Here is a 17,332-nt window from a genome sequence, read left to right as displayed (position 1 = left end):
GGATTGCCAGCACCGGGCCGCACTTGATAATAGGCGCCGGTTATGCGTCGGCCGCACGCTGGCGCCAGGGGGAATAACAACCATGAAGAAGAACAATGCGGACTGACGCCCAGGCCATCCTGTTCGTTGACGACGAAGCCGTGTCCCGGCAGTGGTTCTCGCGCTGCTTTGGCGACGAATTCGAGATATCCACCGCCGCCAGCGTGGACGAAGCGCTGGCCATCCTCACCGAGCGCGGAGAGAGCTTCGCGGCCCTCATCACCGACTACCGCATGCCCGAGCAGGACGGCATGAAGCTGCTGCGCTTCGTGCGGCGCGAGCACCGCCACCTGGTGCGCCTGCTGGTCACGGCCTATGCCGAGAAAGACGTGGCCATCGCGGCGGTCAACCAGGGCCAGGTGATGCGCATCCTGGAAAAGCCCCTGGAGGACGAGCCCACGCGCGAGGCCCTGCGCGAGGCGCTGTCGCTCTACCGCCACCAGGCGCTGGAGCGTGCGCTCAACGAGGGCCGCGCCGCCGCGCTGCGCGAAACCCTGGGCTTCCTGGCGCACGAGCTCAATACGCCGCTGGCCACCGTGCGCGGCAGCGTGGCGGCGGTGCTGGAGCGCCACCGACCGCCGGAGCCGGGCGACGCCCCGGGCACGGTGCGCTTCGAGGGTCTGGGCCCGCAGGAGCTGCTGGCGGCGCTGCAGCGCGCCGAGCGACGGGCGCTGTACTGCCAGTCGCTGGTGGCCACCTTCGTGCAGTCGGCGCGCGACGCCTACCCGGGCGCCGCCCCGCAGACCGTGAGCGCGGCCAGCCTGCTGGGCTCGCTGGTCGACGAGTACCCCTTCGAAGACCGCGAACGCCATTGGGTGAGCACCGAGCTGCGGCAGGACTTCCGCCTGCCCGGGCGGCGCGACCTGTTGTACCTGGTGCTGTGCACCCTGACCAAGAACGCCATCCTGGCGCTGCGCGACACGGCCGAACCGCGCCTGCGCATCGAGGTGGACTGCGCGCCGGGGCCGGGCGCCCCGCGCGCCTGGATCCGCTTCATCGACAACGGCCCCGGCATCGCGCCCGAGGTGCTGGCGCGCCTCACGCGCGAGCCGGTCACAACGCGCGCGGCCACTGGCGGCAACGGCATGGGCCTGATGTTCTGCCAGCGCGTGATGCAGGCCGCTGGCGGCGCCATCCGCCTGCAGTCCGCGCTGGGCCAAGGCACCACGGTGGAGCTGGCTTTCGAGCGCGGCGTGCAGCCGGCGGTCGGCGCGGCCTGAGCGCGCGGCACGGCCGTCCCCCGGGGGGTGTTGCCTCCGGGACAACCCCGTCCGCCGGGCGCTGCGCGCCGGGCTAGCATGGCCGCCACGATTCCAACCACTTCGGAGACCGACTCATGCTGGGCCAGATGCAGAGCCAACCGCTGCTGATTTCCAACCTCATCGTGCACGCCGAGCGGCACCACGGCGCCACCGAAATCGTCTCGCGCCGGGTCGAGGGCGACATCCACCGCACCAACTGGCGGGCGGTCTCGCGCCGCTCGCGCCAGGTGGCCAATGCCCTGGACGCGCTGGGCCTGGGCTTCGGCGATCGCGTGGCCACGCTGGCCTGGAACGGTTATCGCCATCTGGAACTGTATTTCGGCGTCAGCGGCACCGGCCGGGTGCTGCACACCCTCAACCCGCGGCTGCACCCCGAGCAACTGGTGTGGATCGTCAACCACGCCGAAGACAAGGCCCTGTGCTTCGACATGAGCTTCCTGCCGCTGGTCAAGGCGGTGTGGAGCAAGTGCCCGACGGTGAAGCACTGGATCGCCCTGTGCGATGCGTCCGCCTTGCCCGCCGACAGCGGCATTCCCGGCCTGCAGAGCTACGAGGCCTGGATCGGCGCGCAGAAAGACAGCTACGCCTGGCCCGAGTTCGACGAGAACACCGCCTCCAGCATGTGCTACACGAGCGGCACCACCGGCAACCCCAAGGCCGCGCTGTACTCGCACCGCTCCACCACGCTGCACGCCTACGGGGCGGCCATGCCCGACGCCATGGGCTGCTCGGCGCGCGACAGCATCCTGCCCGTGGTGCCCATGTTCCACGTCAACGCCTGGGGCCTGCCGTACTCCGCGGCGGCCGTGGGCTGCAAGCTGGTGTTCCCCGGTCCGGCGCTGGACGGCAAGTCGGTCTACGAACTCATCGAGGCCGAGGGCGTGACCATGGCCGCCGGCGTGCCCACGGTCTGGCAGATGCTGCTGGCGCACCTGCAGCAAAACCAGCTGAAGTTCAGCGCCCTCAAGCGCACGGTGATCGGCGGCTCGGCCTGTCCGCCGGCCATGATCAGCGCCTTCAAGGACCTGTACGGTGTCGACGTGCTGCACGCCTGGGGCATGACCGAGATGTCGCCGCTGGGCACGGTGTGCACGCTCAAGAACGCCCAGCTCGCGCTGCCGGCCGACGAACAGCTCAAGGTGCGGCTCAAGCAGGGCCGCACCATTTTCGGCGTGGACATGAAGATCGTGAACGAGGCCGGCGACGAGCTGCCCTGGGACGGCAAGAGCTACGGCGACCTGCTGGTGCGCGGGCCCTGGATCATCGCCAGCTACTTCAAGGGCGAGGGCGGCGACCCGCTGCGCTACGACGCCCAGGGCCACGGCTGGTTCCCCACCGGCGACGTCGCCACCATCGACGCCGACGGCTTCATGCAGATCACCGACCGCAGCAAGGACGTGATCAAGTCCGGCGGCGAGTGGATCAGCTCGATCGACGTGGAGAACATCGCCATGGCCCATCCGGCCGTGGCCATGGCCGCCTGCATCGGCATGAAGCACCCCAAGTGGGACGAACGGCCCATCGTGGTGGTGGTGAAGAAGCCCGGCGCCGAGGTGACGCGCGACGAGCTGCTCAAGTTCTACGAAGGCAAGATCGCCAAGTGGCAGGTGCCCGACGACGTGGTCTTCGTCGACGCGATCCCGCTGGGCGCCACCGGCAAGATGCAGAAGATGGTGCTGCGCCAGCAGCTCCACGACTACGTGCTGCCGGGGGTGTGAGGGTGGGCCCGCGCCGCCCCGCAACGGTGCAGGGGGCGGGCGCGGGTGTCGCCCAGGGGATAGGGGTCCGGGCAATCCCTGAAGCGCCTCCGCGCCACCGCGCCTTACGCTGCTCGGGTTTTGTGGTTCAACACCCTCATCAAGGAGACAAGGCATGAAATCGAGCATGAAGGCCCTGGCCGCGGCGGCCCTGCTGGTGGCGTCCGGCGCGTCCTTCGCCCAGGCGGGCGAAACCGTCAAGATGGTGCGCATCGACCCCTTGACCGGCCTGCTGGGGCCGGTGGGCGTGAGCCAGTTCAAGGGCTACCAGTTCTTCGCCGAGAAGTTCAGCGGCAAGGGCAACCCGGCCGGCGTGAAGTTCGAGATCACCGCGATCGACAACAAGCTCAGCCCGGCGGAGAGCCTGAACGCCTTGAAGGCCGCCATCGACCAGGGGGCGCGCTACATCATCCAGGGCAACGGCTCCTCGGTCGCGCTGGCGCTGTCTGACGCGGTGGAAAAGCACAACGCGCGCAACCCCGGCAAGGAAGTGCTGTACCTCAACGACTCCGCGGTCGACCCCGATCTCACCAACAGCAAGTGCAGCTACTGGCACTTCCGCTTTGATGCCGACACGTCCATGAAGATGGAGGCCATGTCCAGCTTCATCGCCACGCAGCCGGACATCAAGAAGATCTACCTGCTCAACCAGAACTACTCGCACGGCCACCAGGTCGTGAAGTACGCCAAGGAAACCATCGGCCGCAAGCGCCCCGACATCCAGTTCGTGGGCGAGGACCTGCATCCGCTGGCGCAGACGCGCGACTTCGCGCCCTACATCGCCAAGATCAAGGCGGCGGGCGCCGACACCGTGATCACCGGCAACTGGGGCTCCGACCTGTCGCTGCTCATCAAGGCCGCCAACGAGAACGGCTACAACGGCAAGTTCTTCACCTACTACGCGGGCGTCACCGGCACGCCCACCGCGCTGGGCACCAACGGCGCCGGCCGCGTCTACCAGATCGCCTACAACCACTACAACATGGGTGGGCAGATGGAAAAGTGGATGAAGGAGTTCAACCAGAAGTACAACGACGACTTCTACACCGGCTCCACCATCCGCATCTACGAGATGCTGGGCGCTGCCATGGCCAAGGCCAAGTCCACCGACCCGGTGAAGGTGGCCGCCGCCATGGAAGGCCTCACGGTCAAGAGCTTCAACGGCGAGGTGCAAATGCGCAAGACCGACCACCAGCTGCAGCAGCCGCTGTACATGTCGGTGTGGCAGAAGGCGGACGCCAAGCACCCTTACAGCCCCGAGAAGACCGGCATGACACTGGCGCCGGTGGCGGAGTACCCGAACTATGTGTCGAGCACCCCGACGAGCTGCCAGATGAAGCGCCCGTGATGTGACGCACCCCCGCCGCGCTTCGCGCGACCCCCTCAAGGGGGCGACACCAGCGGCCCGGCAAAGCCGGTTCCGCGGTGTCTCTGGGTCGAGGCACGTCACGCCGCAGGAGCCCGAGGCGGGGTGCCGTTTCGGGCTCTTTCAATTTCAACGATGAAGGTCTGAGGGAATGGAGTTTTTCATCATCTCGATGCTGAACGGGCTCAGCTACGGGCTGCTGCTGTTCATGCTCAGCTCGGGGCTCACGCTGATCTTCAGCATGATGGGCGTGCTCAATTTCGCGCACGCCAGCTTCTACATGCTGGGCGCCTACGTGGGCTACCAGGTGGCGCAGTTCGTGGGCTTCTGGCCGGCGCTGGTGATCGCGCCCATCGTGGTGGGCCTGCTGGGCGCGGCCTTCGAGCGCCAGTGCCTGCGCAAGGTGCACAAGTACGGTCACGTGCCCGAACTGCTGGTGACCTTCGGCCTGTCTTACGTCATCGTCGAGCTGGTTCAGCTCATCTGGGGCCGCATCGCGGTGGAGTTCCGTCCGCCCGAGTTGCTGCAGGGCCCGGCCTTCACCCTCATCAACCATTCCGTGGACGGCCTGCGCCTGGTCTGGGGCGCGGCCGCGCCCGAGCTGTGCAGCGCCACCGACGCGGCGGTGCGCGTGGTCTGCTCGCCGTTCCCCGCCACGCGCGGCTTCATGATGCTGGTCGCGGTGGTGATGCTGCTGTCGGTCTGGCTGCTGCTCACGCGCACGCGCATCGGGCTGGTGATCCAGGCCGCGCTCACGCACCCGCAGGCGGTGGAGTCGCTGGGCCACAACGTGCCGCGCGTGTTCATGCTGGTGTTCGGCGCCGGCTCGGCACTCGCGGGTCTGGCCGGTGTCATCGGCGGCAGCACCTTCCTCACCGAGCCGGCCATGGCCGCCACCGTGGGCTCGGTGATCTTCGTGGTGGTGGTGGTGGGCGGCATGGGCTCGCTGTCGGGCGCCTTCGTGGCCTCGCTGCTCATCGGCGTGATCCAGACCTTCGCCGTCGCCTTCGAGTACTCGCTGCTCACGCTGTTCGAGCAGATTGGCGTGCCGCTGTCGGAGGGCCTGCGCAACAACTCCTACATCCGGCTCACGCTGTCGCAGGTGGCGCCTATCCTGCCGTACCTGTTCCTGGTGCTGATCCTGATCTTCCGCCCGCGTGGCCTGCTGGGCAAACGGGAGAGCTGAGCCATGAACACCACCACCTCCACGCTGGCGGCGCCACGCCGCTTCAACACCGGCCGCTGGATCACCTGGGGCGGCTTTGCTCTGCTGCTGATCGTGGCGCCACTGATCTGGGGCAGCGGCCTGGGCCTGACGGTGCTCTCGCAGATGGGCATCGCCATCATCGCCTGCCTGTCCTACAACATGCTGCTGGGGCAGGGCGGCATGCTCAGCTTCGGGCATGCGGTCTACACCGGCCTGGGCTCCTTCATGGCCATCCACGCGCTCAACCGCGTGACCGAGGGCGCGATGCACATGCCCGTCTCGCTCATCCCACTGGTGGGCGGCGTGGCGGGCCTGGGCTTCGCGGTGCTGTTCGGCTACGTCACCACGCGCAAGTCCGGCACCACCTTCGCCATGATCACGCTGGGCCTGGGCGAGCTGGTGTTCGCGCTCTCGCTCATGATCCCCGAGTTCTTCGGTGGCGAGGGCGGCGTGTCGGGCGACCGCATGGCCGGCGAACCCTTCATGGGCATTACCTTCGGGCCGCAGCGGCAGGTGTACTACCTGATCGCGCTCTACACCTTCGTCTGCGTGGCCGCCATGTACGCGTTCACGCGCACGCCGCTGGGCCGCATGCTCAACGCCGTGCGCGACAACCCCGAGCGGGTGGAGTTCGTCGGCTACGACACGCAGAAGGTGCGTTACCTGGCCTTCATCATCGCGGGCTTCTTCGCGGGCATCTCGGGCGGCCTGGGCGCGCTCAACTTCGAGATCGTCACCGCCGAGGTGGTGGGCGCGGCGCGCTCGGGCGCCTACCTGCTGTTCACCTTCCTGGGCGGCGCCACCTTCTTCTTCGGCCCCATCATCGGCGGCGTGCTGATGGTGCTGGCGCTGATCCTGCTGTCCGAGCTCACCAAGGCCTGGCTGTTGTACCTGGGCCTCATCTTCCTGTTCATGGTGATGTACGCGCCCGGCGGCATCGCCAGCCTGATCATGATGAACGTGCGCGTGGCCGCCCATGGCCGCCTGCGCGAGCTCGGCGGCAGCTACCTGGCATTGATCGCCTCGGCTGTGGTGATGCTGCTGGGCGTGGCGGCCATCATCGAGATGGTCTACCACCTGCAGCTCAGCACCACGCTGGGCGACGAGCTGAACTTCCTGGGCCTGACGCTGCACGCGCGTGGCTGGGCCAGCTGGCTGGGCGCGCTGGCGCTGGCGTTCGGCGGCTTCGGCCTCTTCGAATGGGCGCGGCGCGGCTTCGCGCGCCGCTGGGGCGCCATCCAGGAAGACATCGAAAACCAGATCAAGCAGAGGGAGGCGCTGTGAGCGGCACCACATCCACTCCGGCGCTGGAGCTCAAGGACCTGCGCAAGAGCTTCGGCAAGACCGAGATCATCCGCGGCGTGAACCTGTCGGTGAAGGCGGGCGAACGCGTGGGCATCATCGGACCGAACGGCGCGGGCAAGTCCACGCTGTTCAACCTCATCAGCGGGCGCTTCGCGCCCACCAGTGGCCAGGTGCTGCTCAACGGCCAGCGCATCGACGGCAAGCGGCCTTTCGAGATCAACCGCGCGGGCCTGTCGCGCAGCTTCCAGATCACCAACATCTTCCCCAAGCTCAGCGTGTTCGAGAACCTGCGCTGCGGGGTGCTGTGGAGCCTGGGCTACCGCTACACCTTCCTGAAGTTCCTGGCCAACCTGACCGACGCCAACCAGCGCGCCGAGCAGCTGCTGCACATGATCCAGCTCGACCGCAAGCGCGACGTGCTGGCCATGAACCTCACCTACGCCGAGCAGCGCGCGCTGGAGATCGGCATCACCATCGCCGGCGGCGCCAACGTGATCCTGCTCGACGAGCCCACGGCCGGCATGAGCAAGAGCGAGACCAGCCGCTTCATCGGCCTGATCAAGGACGTCACCGAAGGCAAGACCCTGCTGACCGTGGAGCACGACATGGGCGTGGTGTTCGGCCTGGCCGACCGCATCGCCGTGGTGGTGTACGGCGAGGTGCTGGCCTTCGACACGCCCGAGGCGGTGCGCGCCAACGAACGCGTGCAGGAGGCCTACCTGGGCTCGCACGTGGCCGAGGCGCAGGGAGCGGGGCACTGATGCTGAAGATCCAGAACCTTCATGCCTATTACGGCAAAAGCCACGTGCTGCACGGCGTGGACTTCGAGGTGCGCAGCGGCGAGATCGTCGCGCTGCTGGGCCGCAACGGCTCGGGCCGTTCCACCACCGCCAAGGCGATCATGGGCCTGGTGGACTGCGAGGGCAGCGTGCGGTGGAAGGACCAGGAGATCGTGGGCCGCAAGGCCTACGAGGTGGCCCACCTGGGCCTGGGCTACGTGCCCGAGAGCCGCGACATCTTTCCCACGCTCACCGTGCACCAGAACCTGCTGCTGGGGCAAAAGGGCGCCGGCAAGGGCTCGCGCTGGGGATTCGACGACATGTACGCCATGTTCCCGCGCCTGAAGGAACGCCAGCACACCGAGGCCGGCGTGCTCTCGGGCGGCGAGCAGCAGATGCTGACCCTGTGCCGCACCCTGATGGGCGACCCGGACCTGATCATCATCGACGAACCCACCGAGGGCCTGGCGCCCAAGATCGTGGAGCTGGTGGCCGAGTACCTGCAGAAGCTCAAGGCGCGCGGCATCTCGGTGCTGCTGATCGAGCAGAAGCTCACCATCGCCATGAGCATTTCCGACCGTGCGCTGGTGATGGGGCACGGCAGCATCGTCTTCGACGGCACGCCGCAGCAGCTCAAGGCCGATCCGGCGGTGCGCAAGGAGTGGCTGGAGGTCTAGCCCAGGGGCCAGCGACCGACCCTGAGGTCGCAGGCCTGGTACAACGGCCGGATGGCGGCCGCACGCGCACTGGCCGCGGCAGCGTTCAGGCGAGGGGGGGCACGCGCTCGGCGCGCACGCCGCAGTACTGCCACAGCGCCCGCTCGGTGGCCTCCAGCAGCTCCCGCAGTTCCCGCGTCCAAGCCTCGCCGCCGGGCCGCTGGCCTTCCAGCCAACCCGCGTAGCGTTCGCGCGCGCGGGCGTGCAGGGCCTGGGCGCCCACCTCACCGGCCAGGCCCACCAGGGCGTGCAGCGCGGCCGACACGCCTTCCCGGTCGTCCGAGGTGGCCGCCTGCTCCAGTGATTGAACGTGGCGCCGCAGGTCCAGCAAGGCGCGCGGCAGCAGGTCGTCCAGCAGGCCGAGGCGACGGAAGTTCTCGATGCGCGTGGTGCTGAGCAGGTCGGCCGCGGGCGCCGGTGGCGGCGCCGCGGGCGCGGTGCTGCGGCCCTCCAGCGCGGCGCTCAGCGCGCGCTGCAGCGCGGCGGGGTCGATGGGCTTGCCCAGCACGCCCTGCATGCCGGCCTGGCTCGCGCGGGCCTGCACGGCCGCCGAGTCGTTGGCGGTGAGCGCCAGCACGGGCACGCGGCCGGCGTCGCCGGGCAGGGCGCGCAGGCGCCGCGTGGCGGCGATGCCGTCGAGCCCCGGCATGTTGATGTCCATGAGGATGGCGTCGGGCAATTGGCCCGCCTGCAGCATGTCCAGCGCCTGCTGGCCGTGCTCGGCCTCCATCACCGTGAGGCCCAGTTCGCCCACCAGGGCGCGCGCGATGGTGCGGTTGAGGGGCTGATCGTCGACGATCAGCACGCTGCGGCCGGCCAGGGCCACGCTGGCCGGGGCCACCGTGGTGACCGGCGCGCCGGCGGGCGCCAGCGGGAAGCGCAGCGTGAACTCGGTGAAATGGCCCCACTCGGAGCGGCACTCGATGTCGCCGCCCAGGCCGCGCATGACGCGGCGGCAGAAGGACAGGCCCAGGCCCGTGCCCTCGGCCTTGCCGGTGGTCTGGAATTCCTCGAACAGGTGGGAGACGAATTCGGGCACGATGCCCGGACCGCTGTCTCGCACCACGACGCTGGGCACCGGCTGGGTGCTGACCGTGAAGCGCACCGTCATCTCCGGGTGCAGGGGCGCGTAGTACAGCGCGTTCTTCAGCAGATTGAAAAAGACCAGCTCCACCGCGGTGGGGTCGGCGCGGAAGCGGAAGTCCTGCTCGACCACCACCTGCACGCGCCCGCGCTGATCGGCGGCGTCGTAGGCGAAACGGTCCACGGCCTGGCGCACGGCGTCGGCGGCCGACAGCGTGTGCAGCCGGCCCTGGTCGGGCGCGTCGGGCTGCAACTGCTTGAGGGTGAGCTCGATCGCCTGCAGGCCGCGCGCGATGGCCTCGTGGCCTTGCTGGACATGGGTCAGCATCTGCTGCACCTGGGGCGGCGTGAGCGCCACGGGCTGGCCCGCGCCGCGGCGGCCGAGGGCGCTGGCGATGTTGTCGAGCGCGTGGCGCACCTGGGCGAGCGGGGTGCGCATTTCGTGCGCCACGGACCCCGCCAGGCCGATGTACACGCGCCGCATGCGCTCGAGCTCGACGCGCTTCTGGCCCTGGTGCGACAGGGCTCCGCCCGCCACCAGCAGGGCCGAGCCGCCGGCGGCGAAGACGAAGTCGCGCGGCACGACGGGGTGGGGCGCCAGCAGGAAGAACAGGGCCAGCGCCAGCGCGTAGCCCAGCAGCAGGATGGCGACGCTGTTGCGCCAGTCGGCCAGCAGCACGATGAGCACCGCGCACATCACCATGTTCACCACGAAGGGCGTGCCGCCGCCGTTGCGCAGCATGGTGTACGACATGAGGAAGGACAGGCAGTAGAACACCACCCACCACGAGTAGACGATGTAGTAGGGCTTGAGGCGCTCGGGCCACCAGCGGCGCAGGGCCAGGCCGAGGCACAGGACGACGGCGGGCAGGCGCCACCACAGGTCGTCGTAGCCGCTGTCGGCGGCCGCGCGGCGCAGCAGGTACAGGATAGGGAAGGCAACGACACCCACCACGCCGATCCATTGCAGCAGTGGCCGGTCCAGCTCGTGGTGGGCCCGGTAGCGGTCGAACAGACTCCCCCCGCGTTTGCTCATGCGTCTCCTCGCCTCGCGATGTCATCCCCCTTGCCGGCCCGGGGGGAGGCGCGGCCCGCCGCTGTCGCACGGGCCGCTGGTGCTCGGCTCACTGTAGCAGCAGCGCCTCGCCGCGGGCCTCGAGCGGGGCGGGTGCGGTGACGGGTTCGTCGATGTGGAAGGCGCGCATGGAGGCTTCCAGCGTCGCCTCCACCAGCGCGCAGTCCAGGCCGGCCTGGCTGCGCAGGGCGTGGATCTGGAAGCCGAAGCGGCGGTACAGGCGGGTCATGCGCATGACGCAGGACCCATGCATGTGCTCCACCGGCTCGCGGCGCATCAGCTCCATCAGGGACAGGCGCAGCAGCGGCGTCAGCAGGTCGGCGCGGCGGTGCTCGGGCGCCATCACCAGGCGGCCGACTTCCCAGCTGTTGCGCCCCAGGATGGCGGGGTTGGTGACCAGGTCGGACCAGAAGCGCTCGGTCAGCGTCAAACCGTGGCCCGAGGGAATGAAGCGGATGGTGGCGATGGCCTCGTGGCCGCGCATCAGCGCCATGACCACGCCCGCGTCGTCTTTGCTGTCTTCCAGCGCGGCCAGGCCCGGGTCCAGCAGGTACTCCGACTTGAAGTCGGCCAGGTCGCGCAGGTGGGCGATGCGCATGCGGTCGGCGCGCGTGGGCAGCACGAGCGCGCTCAGGGGCTCTGGCGCCTGCCAGGGCGCAGCACCGGGTGCGGACCAGGGGACCACGGCTTGCCCGAAGGCGTGTCCGTTGGTCGGGGAAGATGCGATGGTGGTCAGGGTCTGAATCATGTCCATGAGGGTTCTCCAAACGAAAGGCGACGAACGGGGGCGGCGAGGTGTGCCAAAGTTGGCACTTTGAGATTGTCAATGGCCCTTGTCTCACGTGACGCGCCGAGAAACCCCGGTGTCGCGTGGGTCCTACGCAGTTCGGCGGCGCGCGCGCTGCTCCGGCTTTTGAAGCGGGCAGCGGCAAAGCGCGGGCCGATTAGCACAGCCGTATTCGTTTTGGCGGTGCGAGCTGCCAGGCGTAGCGAGAAGGTGCGCCCGGGCGTTTTGTCCCGACCGCGACAAACCCGTTTGGCGCCCCCGAAGGGTCTTTCTAGAATGCCAAAATCGAACGATCGTTCTTTTCCCAAAACCGCCATCGAAGGAACCCACATGACGGCTGAGTACAAGGTCCACGGAGACATCGCCCTCATCACGCTGAACAACCCGCCGGTCAACGGGCTGGGCCTGGCCACCCGCCTGGGCATCACGAACGGTCTGGAGCAGGCGCAGGCCGATCCGGCCGTCAAGGCCATCGTGCTCACCGGCGCCGGCAAGGCCTTTTCGGGCGGCGCGGACATCAAGGAGTTCGGCACGCCCAAGGCGCTGGCCGAACCCAACCTGCTGAGCGTGATCCTGGCGGTGGAGAACTGCAGCAAGCCCGTGGTGGCCGCGATCCACAGCGTGGCCATGGGCGGCGGGCTGGAGCTCTCGCTCGGCTGCCACTACCGCATCGCCGCACCGGGCGCCAACATCGCGCTGCCCGAGGTGAAGCTGGGCCTGATCCCTGGCGCCGGCGGCACGCAGCGCCTGCCGCGCGTGCTGGGCGTGGAGGCCGCGCTCAACATGATCGTGAGCGGCGAGCCCGTGAAGAGCGAGATGCTGGCCCAACTGCCCGGCCAGCGGCTGTTCGACAAGATGGCCAGCAGCCCCGAAACCCTGCTGGAAGAAGCCTTCGCCCTGGCCCGGGAAGTGGCCGCCAAGCACGCGGACGGCAGCCCGCTGCCCCTGGTGCGCCACCTGCCTTGCAAACACAAGGACGGCGACGCCTACTTCCAGTTCGCGCGCAACATGGTCAAGGGCATGGCCAAGCACTTCCCCGCACCCGCCAAGTGCGTGGACGCGGTCGAGGCCGCGACCAAGCAGAAGTTCGAGCAGGGCATGGCCACCGAACGGGAGATGTTCATCAACCTGATGTGGACGCCCGAGTGCCGTGCGCTGCGCCACCTCTTCATGGCCGAGCGCGCGGCCAGCAAGATCCCCGACGTGCCGGAAGACACGCCCCAGCGCAAGATCGAAAAAGTGGCCGTCATCGGCGCCGGCACCATGGGCGGCGGCATCTCCATGAACTTCCTGAACGCGGGCATTCCCGTGACCCTCCTGGAGATGAAGCAGGAGGCCCTGGACCGCGGCGTCGGCGTGATGCGCGGCAACTACGAGGCCCAGGTGAAGAAGGGCAAGCTCAAGCAGGACAAGCTCGACCAGCGCATGGGCCTGCTCAAGACCACGGTGGACTATGCGGACATCAAGGACGCCGACCTCGTGATCGAGGCCGTGTTCGAGGACATCGGCGTCAAGGAGACCGTGTTCAAGAAGCTCGACGAGGTGATGAAGCCCGGCGCGATCCTGGCGTCCAACACCTCCACGCTGGACCTGAACAAGATCGCCGCCTTCACCCAACGCCCGCAGGACGTGGTGGGCTTGCACTTCTTCAGCCCCGCCAACGTGATGAAGCTGCTGGAGGTGGTGCGCGGCGACAAGACCGGCAAGGACGTGATGGCCACCGTGATGGCCGTCGCCAAGAAGATCAAGAAGACGGCGGTGGTGTCCGGCGTCTGCGACGGCTTCATCGGCAACCGCATGATTGAGCAGTACGGCCGCCAGGGCGGCTTCCTGCTCGATGAGGGCTGCACGCCCGCGCAGGTCGACCGCGCGATCGAGAAGTTCGGCTTCGCCATGGGGCCCTTCCGCATGGGCGACCTGGCGGGCAACGACATCGGTTGGGCGATCCGCAAGCGCCGCTACCAGGAAAAGCCCGACATGAAATACAGCAAGACCGCCGACCTGCTGTGCGAGAAGGGCCGCTTCGGCCAGAAGGTGGGCAAGGGCTGGTACGACTACAAGCCGGGCAAGCGCGACGCCATCCCGAACGCCGAGGTCGAGCAGATGATCGCCGAGCACCGCCAGGCGCTGGGCATCACGCCGCGCAAGATTTCCGACGAGGAGATCGTGCAGCGCCTGGTGTTCTCGCTGGTGAACGAGGCCGCGCACATCCTGGAAGAGGGCATCGCCAACAAGGCCAGCGACATCGACGTGGTCTACATCTTCGGCTACGGCTTCCCGGTGCACCGCGGCGGCCCGCTGAAGTACGCGGACGAGGTGGGCCTGTTCAACGTGATGCAGGCCATGAAGCGCTTCCAGAAGAACCCGCTCGACGACGCGGCCTTCTGGCAGCCCGCCCCGCTCATTCAGCGGCTGGTCGCCGAAGGCAAGAATTTCAACGGCTGATGGCCCGCACCGAATCAGGAGATATCACATGAGCAACGCCGTCATCGTTTCCACCGCCCGCACGCCGCTGACCAAGAGCTGGAAGGGCGCCTTCAACATGACCCACGGCGCCACCCTGGGTGGCCACGCCGTCCGCGCCGCGCTGGAGCGCGCGGGCGTGGAGGGCGCCGCCGTCGAGGACGTGATCATGGGCTGCGCCAACCCCGAGGGCGCCACCGGCGCCAACATCGCGCGCCAGATCGCGCTGATGGCCGACCTGCCCGTGAGCGTGTCGGGCATGACCGTCAACCGCTTCTGTTCCTCCGGCCTGCAGACCATCGCCCTGGCCGCCCAGCGCGTGATCGCCGGGGAGGGCGATGTCTACGTGGCGGGCGGGGTGGAGAGCATCTCCTGCGTGCAGCAGGAGATGAACCTGCACATGCTGCGCGACCTCGACCTCGACAAGAAGAAGCCCGAGATCTACTGGAGCATGCTGCAGACCGCCGAACAGGTGGCCAAGCGTTACAACATCTCGCGCGACGCCATGGACGAATACGGCGCCGCCAGCCAGCAAAAGGCCTGCGCGGCCCAGGCCGCCGGCAAGTTCAACGACGAGATCGCCCCCATCACGGTGACCGCCGGCGTGGCCGACAAGACGATGGGCCTGATCACCAAGAAGGTGACCGTGGGCGCCGACGAGGGCCTGCGCGAGGGCACGACGAAAGAGGGCATCAGCGGCATCAAGCCGGCGCTGCCCGGCGGTGTCATCACGGCCGGCAACGCCAGCCAGTTCAGCGACGGCGCCGGCGCCTGCGTGGTGGTGAGCGAGCAGTACGCCGCTTCCCACAACCTCAAGCCCATCGGCCGCTTCCTGGGCTTCGCCGTGGCCGGCTGCGAGCCCGACGAGATGGGCATCGGCCCGGTCTTCGCCGTGCCCAAGGTGCTCAAGAAGCTGGGCCTGAAGGTCAGCGACATCGACCTGTGGGAGCTCAACGAGGCCTTCGCGGTGCAGGTGATCTACTGCCGCGACAAGCTGGGCATTCCAGCCGACCGCCTGAACGTCAACGGCGGCGCCATCGCCGTGGGCCACCCCTACGGCGTGTCGGGCCAGCGCCTGACCGGCCACGCGCTGATCGAAGGCAAGCGCCGCGGCGCCAAGCGCGTCTGCGTGACCATGTGCATCGGCGGCGGCATGGGTGCCGCCGGCGTGTTCGAGGTCCTGTAAGCGCACGCGCCGCCATGGACGCCGCCGGCGTGAGCCCCGAGGTGTTCCTGGCCATGGGACGTGAGCTGCTCGCGCAGCAGCCGTTCTCGCGCCTGATCGGCGCCGAGCTCGCAGCGCTCACGCCCGGGCGCTGCGAGCTGCAGGTGCCGATCGGCGAGGCGGTGAAGCAGCAGAACGGCTTCGTGCACGGCGGTGTGGTGAGCTACGCCGCCGACAACGCACTCACCTACGCGGGTGGCACGGCCATGCGCGTGCCCGTGGTCACGAGCGAATTCAAGATCAACTACCTGAGGCCCGCGGTGGGCGAGCGCCTGATCGCGCGCGCCGAGGCGGTGCACACCGGCCGCAACCAGGCCGTGTGCCGCTGCGACGTGTTCGTGCTGCGGGATGGCGAGGAGAAGCTGTGCGCCGTGGCGCAGGGCACCATCGCCGCCTTGCCACCCAGAACCTGACGAGAGACCTGTCATGAGCCTTCGCCCCACCGTCGATTTCCTGCTCAACGACTGGCTGGGGGTCGAGGCGCTGAACCAGCGCGAGCGCTTCGCCGACCACAGCCGCGAGACCTTCGACGCCGTGCTCGATACCTGCGAGCGCATCGCGCGCGAAAAGTACGCACCCTTCAACCGCACGGTGGACACGCAGGAGCCGCACTTCGACGGCGAGCGCGTGGTGCTGCCGCAGGCCACGCACGACGCGCACCAGGCCTATGCCGAAAGCGGCATGCTCAGCGCCGCGCAGGATTACGCCATCGGCGGCATGCAGCTGCCCTACACGGTGGAGGCGGCGGCCAACGCCTTCTTCGCCATGGCCTCGGTCAGCATCGGCAGCGGCATGCTCACCGTGGGCAACGCCAACCTGCTGATGGCGCACGGCACCGAGGCGCAGAAGCGCGTGTTCGCGCTCAACGAGTTCGCGGGCCGCTGGTCCGGCACCATGTGCCTGAGCGAACCGCAGGCCGGCTCCAGCCTGAGCGACGTGGCCACGCGCGCCGTGCCCGACGGCGAGGGCTTCATGGACGACCCGCTGGGCCCGCGCTTTCGGCTCAAGGGCAACAAGATGTGGATCTCGGCCGGCGAGCACGAACTGACCGAGAACATCGTTCACCTGGTGCTGGCCAAGATCCCCGGGCCGGACGGCAAGCTGCCGCCGGGGGTGAAGGGCATCTCGCTGTTCGTGGTGCCCAAGAAGCTGGTGGACGCCGACGCGCGACTCACCGGCGAGCGCAACGACGTGGCCCTGGCCGGCCTGAACCACAAGTGCGGCTGGCGCGGCACCACCAATACGCTGCTCAATTTCGGCGAGGGCCGCTTCCCGGTGCGGGGCGCGGCCGGCGCCATCGGCTACCTGGTGGGCCAGCCCGGCGAGGGCCTGCGCTGCATGTTCCACATGATGAACGAGGCCCGCATCGGTGTGGGCATGGCGGCCACCATGCTGGGCATGGCGGGCTACCACGCCAGCCTGGACTACGCGAAGAACCGCCCGCAGGGCCGCCCCGTGGGGCCGCAGGGCAAGGACCCGAGCCGGCCGCAGAGCCGCATCATCGAACACGCCGACGTCAAGCGCATGCTGCTCGCGCAGAAGAGCTACTGCGAGGGCGCGCTGGCGCTGGAGCTGTACTGCGCGCGCCTGGTGGACGAGCAGCACACCGGTGCGCCCGAGGCCGCCGACGAGGCGCGGCTGCTGCTGGAGGTGCTCACGCCCATCGCCAAGAGCTGGCCCAGCGAGTGGTGCCTGGAGGCCAACAGCCTGGCCATCCAGGTGCACGGCGGCTACGGTTACACGCGCGACTTTCCGGTGGAACAGTACTGGCGCGACAACCGCCTGAACATGATTCACGAGGGCACGCACGGCATCCAGGCCATGGACCTGCTGGGCCGCAAGGTGCTGATGGAGAACGGCCGCGGCCTGCAGCTGCTGGCCAAGCGTTTCAACGCCACCATCGAGCGCGCCCTTCAGGTGCCCGCTCTGGCCGCGCACGCCAACGCGCTGGGCCAGGCCCTGGCGCAGCTGGGCGCGGCCACCCAGGCCGCCTGGGCCACCGGCGACCCGGCCGAGGCCCTGGCCAACGCCGTGCCCTACCTGCAGGCCTTCGGCCACACGGTGCTGGCCTGGGTCTGGCTGGACGTGGCCCTGGCCGCGCAGGCCGCGCCCGAGGGCGCGGCGCGCACCGGGCGGCTGGCTGCCGCGCGCTTCTTCTTCCACTACGAGCTGCCCAAGACCGGCGCCTGGCTCGCCGTGGTGAGCCGGCGCGACCCGACCTGCGCCGAGCTGCCGGAAGAGGCGTTCTGAGCCCGGCGCGCCGGCGCC

13 protein-coding genes are annotated in these 17,332 nt (G+C 68.8%); 11 read left to right on the top strand and 2 right to left on the bottom strand.

The genetic code is table 11. The annotated features are described in order from the left end of the window. Window positions 1-95: 95 nt before the first annotated feature. The 7 genes from JNX00_RS12615 (at window position 96) to JNX00_RS12585 (ending at window position 8,392) form a co-directional block, all read left to right on the top strand. Window positions 96-1,259 carry a hybrid sensor histidine kinase/response regulator gene (locus JNX00_RS12615; protein WP_204742505.1) on the top strand — a complete coding sequence of 388 codons (1,164 nt, stop codon included), beginning with the start codon at window positions 96-98 and terminating at the stop codon, window positions 1,257-1,259. A 116-nt stretch (window positions 1,260-1,375) separates the two neighbouring features. Further along, window positions 1,376-3,019: a 3-(methylthio)propionyl-CoA ligase gene (locus JNX00_RS12610; RefSeq protein WP_204742504.1), complete on the top strand. Its 1,644-nt coding sequence runs from the start codon at window positions 1,376-1,378 to the stop codon at window positions 3,017-3,019. A gap of 154 nt (window positions 3,020-3,173) precedes the next feature. Further along, window positions 3,174-4,406 carry a branched-chain amino acid ABC transporter substrate-binding protein gene (locus JNX00_RS12605; RefSeq protein ID WP_070398377.1) on the top strand — a complete coding sequence of 411 codons (1,233 nt, stop codon included), beginning with the start codon at window positions 3,174-3,176 and terminating at the stop codon, window positions 4,404-4,406. A gap of 169 nt (window positions 4,407-4,575) precedes the next feature. Continuing rightward, window positions 4,576-5,610: a branched-chain amino acid ABC transporter permease gene (locus JNX00_RS12600; protein WP_070398378.1), complete on the top strand. Its 1,035-nt coding sequence runs from the start codon at window positions 4,576-4,578 to the stop codon at window positions 5,608-5,610. A 3-nt stretch (window positions 5,611-5,613) separates the two neighbouring features. Continuing rightward, entirely contained in the window at window positions 5,614-6,915 is a 1,302-nt protein-coding gene (locus JNX00_RS12595) for a branched-chain amino acid ABC transporter permease (protein ID WP_204742503.1), read from the top strand. After that, complete coding sequence (locus tag JNX00_RS12590) at window positions 6,912-7,697, top strand: ABC transporter ATP-binding protein (protein WP_070398379.1); 786 nt, start codon at window positions 6,912-6,914, stop codon at window positions 7,695-7,697. Before JNX00_RS12595 ends, JNX00_RS12590 begins: the two co-directional genes overlap by 4 nt. Beyond that, window positions 7,697-8,392 carry an ABC transporter ATP-binding protein gene (locus JNX00_RS12585; protein WP_070398380.1) on the top strand — a complete coding sequence of 232 codons (696 nt, stop codon included), beginning with the start codon at window positions 7,697-7,699 and terminating at the stop codon, window positions 8,390-8,392. Before JNX00_RS12590 ends, JNX00_RS12585 begins: the two co-directional genes overlap by 1 nt. Window positions 8,393-8,477: 85 nt before the next feature. On the opposite strand, the gene JNX00_RS12580 is transcribed toward JNX00_RS12585, so the two are convergent. Then, window positions 8,478-10,550, bottom strand: a complete 2,073-nt coding sequence (locus tag JNX00_RS12580; RefSeq protein WP_204742502.1) for a response regulator — start codon at window positions 10,548-10,550, stop codon at window positions 8,478-8,480. Window positions 10,551-10,638: 88 nt separating this feature from the next. Further along, window positions 10,639-11,343, bottom strand: coding sequence for a hypothetical protein (locus JNX00_RS12575; protein WP_204742501.1), 705 nt, complete (start codon window positions 11,341-11,343; stop codon window positions 10,639-10,641). 363 nt (window positions 11,344-11,706) lie between these two features. Here JNX00_RS12575 and JNX00_RS12570 point away from each other — a divergent pair, with 363 nt between their 5' ends. Genes JNX00_RS12570 through JNX00_RS12555 form a run of 4 tightly spaced genes read left to right on the top strand, consistent with a single transcriptional unit; the run spans window position 11,707 to window position 17,314 of the window. Continuing rightward, window positions 11,707-13,821, top strand: a complete 2,115-nt coding sequence (locus JNX00_RS12570; RefSeq protein WP_204742500.1) for a 3-hydroxyacyl-CoA dehydrogenase NAD-binding domain-containing protein — start codon at window positions 11,707-11,709, stop codon at window positions 13,819-13,821. Between the two features lie 28 nt (window positions 13,822-13,849). Beyond that, window positions 13,850-15,025, top strand: coding sequence for an acetyl-CoA C-acyltransferase (locus tag JNX00_RS12565; protein WP_204742499.1), 1,176 nt, complete (start codon window positions 13,850-13,852; stop codon window positions 15,023-15,025). Window positions 15,026-15,039: 14 nt separating this feature from the next. Next, a complete protein-coding gene (locus tag JNX00_RS12560; RefSeq protein ID WP_070398385.1) occupies window positions 15,040-15,477 on the top strand; it encodes a PaaI family thioesterase in 438 nt (145 codons plus the stop codon). 13 nt (window positions 15,478-15,490) lie between these two features. Beyond that, window positions 15,491-17,314 carry an acyl-CoA dehydrogenase gene (locus tag JNX00_RS12555; protein ID WP_204742498.1) on the top strand — a complete coding sequence of 608 codons (1,824 nt, stop codon included), beginning with the start codon at window positions 15,491-15,493 and terminating at the stop codon, window positions 17,312-17,314. The last annotated feature ends 18 nt before the right edge of the window (window positions 17,315-17,332 follow it).

Origin of the sequence: Hydrogenophaga sp. YM1, assembly GCF_016903055.1 — a bacterium.
In the GTDB taxonomy this organism is placed as follows: domain Bacteria; phylum Pseudomonadota; class Gammaproteobacteria; order Burkholderiales; family Burkholderiaceae_C; genus Hydrogenophaga; species Hydrogenophaga borbori.
Note: the sequence above shows the minus strand (reverse complement) of the source record. Positions and strands in the feature narration are given on the sequence as shown.